Below are 2649 nucleotides of genomic sequence, written 5' to 3' on the forward strand. Positions count from 1 at the left end.
TTTGCCTTGATTTTGTTTTGATAAGATCTTGACGATCTGAACTTCTGTAAAATTGCTTTGTTTCATAATTATCCCTAAGTTAATAAACTATATTTTTAAACGTTCCGGTTTTTAGGGAAGATTACAAAGGCATTCTATCGTTTTAATATAATTCTCCCCTAAAGAAGGCATAGAAGCTTCTACATAATCAGGGGTTCCATTTTCATTTGCATCTATAAATGCAGAAAAAGAAGAGCCTGAAGTAGCTTTGAAACTAAAACCAGGTTGTAATGAAATAGATGACTTATCTGTGACAACCCCTCCAGAAGAAGGTGAATTAAGTACTTTTTGAGCTAAACTAAACCCAAAAAGATGTATTAGAAAAAAGAGATAGAGTTTTTTCATAAAGTTTAGTTTTTATAGTGGTATTCAAAAGTTTTTAACGTTTCTCCTTTATCATTTACGATAGATTGCAGACGATTAGAAGCATCATAATTGTATAGCTCAGAAATACCGTTTGGCCCCGTAATCGTTGTTACACCAACAAGTGGTTTATAAATATACGTTGTTACCATCGCATTAGGTAAAGAAGAACGTAGGCTATTAAAAGAATCTTTAGTTAATGAACCATTATTGCTAGCGGTTTGTAAAGCACTTATAAAACCATTAACCTCAGATAAAGATGCTCCTTCTATTTTAGTGATTGGATATTGACCTCCATAACCCCAAATTATCGATACAGGAATACCGTTTTCTAACGTATATTGCGTTAGATTACCTTGGTTGTCGTAATTGTTATACGTGATTTTGCGGTCGGTTGTAGCAATTCCTGATCCTTTTTTCGCATAAACATATTGAGGAAGAATTATTCCTGTATACGGTTCAAAATAATCTGTTTTTTGTTCAGAAATTGGAGTAGCACCATTAAAAACTTTTGTTTCGATTGGAACAATCATATTTTTGGCTTCCATTTTTCCTAAAATAGTAGAAGGATCAGCATTATAATCAGAGACGTATTTGTATGTTTTCTTGATTGTTTCTCCTTTTGAGTTTGTTGTATTTTCTTCGGTTAATTGATTGTGTTTTGCGCCACCATATACGTAATTTTTCTCCGTTGTTACAGTACCGCCTGATAGGTATTCTTTAGTGATTTCTTTTTTTAGGTAAGGAAATTCTGTATAGAATGGATAGTATTCATATTCATAATCTGTATAATAAAAAATGTTTGTTCCAGCATTTCCAAAATAAATTTTATTTTTAGGTCTTATTCTTATACCATATTCAGAATTTAATTCAAAATTTTTAATAGAATGTTCATACGATATTGATTTAATTAGATTATTACCTAAATAAGTTTCAACATTTGAATTTTTATTAAGTCTCCAATTAAAATTAGGAGTACTTTGTCTGTAGATAGCGTTTGATTCTCCGACCTCTCCTAAATCATGATTAAAATAATATTCTGTTTTATTTGAGATATTTTTTATATTATCTATATTTTCTTCAATAACTGTACTATATAATACTCTTGAACCTGATGCAAATTGTAAAGGAAAGGAGATTGTGCCATGTATTTTGTGAATTTCTTTATAATAGTTATTTTCTCTTCTTATAGGTGACCCAAATAAAATACCTGATGAAATATTATTATGCGTATAATAATATTTTTTTTGTAAAACTATAGAACCATCAAAATCTCTATTAATAATTTGTTTTATCCTTAACCCTCCTATTAAAGTTTCTTTAAAATTTGAATCTGCATTTATAACATCTTCAATATCATAATATTTCATATAACCTGTATACCCTAAATATGGGTCATATCCAACTGCATTTGAAGATCTATATGCGTTAATTCTATATTTACCAAAAGTTAAATTAAGTTGAATTCCACTATTTCCATTTGTTAAGAGAGTTGAAGATATTACATTTCCATTAACATCTACTTTTTCTAAATATACAGTATACATATCTGGTCCAGCTTCTAAATAATTTGGGCGATTTGTATCTATAAAAGTAAATATATTTACTATTCCATCTTTAGTCAAATTAAATTCATATATATATGAATCAGGATTAGGATTTATCATTCCTTGATCATCTACAGATTGTTCAACACCCCAATTCATGTATTTTTCAACTAAAATAGGTTCTGGATTATATTCATTATAATCATTGGTAGCAGAAACAATATGATTTTCATACTCAAGTTCTATTGTCCCCTTTGTTGGATATATTACTTTTTTTAAAGCTCCTATCTTATTATATTCAATATAAGGTGTTCTATTTGCATCGCCTTTAGTAACTATAGATGCTACAGAGTTAAAAAAATAATTATAAGTTTGTATAGGAATTAAACTGCAATTATTTTGTCCATTATAATAGCCATATAAATCTTGAGAATATGATAATCTACTAGGTAATTCTCCTTCAAAATATTCAAACTTATAATTACTAATTTGATTATTACTAGAATCATTTAATCTAATACCATCTAATCTTAATCTTAATCGGTTTTTTTCAAAATAATCTTTTAATAAAGGATGTGTAATCTTCCCTAAAAAACGGAACGTTTAAAAATATAGTTTATTAACTTAGGGATAATTATGAAACAAAGCAATTTTACAGAAGTTCAGATCGTCAAGATCTTATCAAAACAAAATCAAGGCA

At 28.2% G+C, this 2649-nt stretch carries 2 protein-coding genes; both read right to left on the reverse strand.

The window, feature by feature from the left end; all coding sequences use genetic code 11:
* Window positions 1-111 precede the first annotated feature (111 nt).
* Window positions 112-384 (reverse strand): hypothetical protein, encoded by a 273-nt coding sequence (locus tag G0Q09_RS14740; protein ID WP_219035455.1) that lies wholly within the window; start codon window positions 382-384, stop codon window positions 112-114.
* A gap of 5 nt (window positions 385-389) precedes the next feature.
* A complete protein-coding gene (locus G0Q09_RS14745) occupies window positions 390-2108 on the reverse strand; it encodes a hypothetical protein (RefSeq protein WP_219035456.1) in 1719 nt (572 codons plus the stop codon).
* Window positions 2109-2649 lie beyond the last annotated feature (541 nt).

The organism is Empedobacter falsenii, from assembly GCF_019308355.1.
In the GTDB taxonomy this organism is placed as follows: Bacteria; Bacteroidota; Bacteroidia; order Flavobacteriales; family Weeksellaceae; genus Empedobacter; species Empedobacter falsenii_B.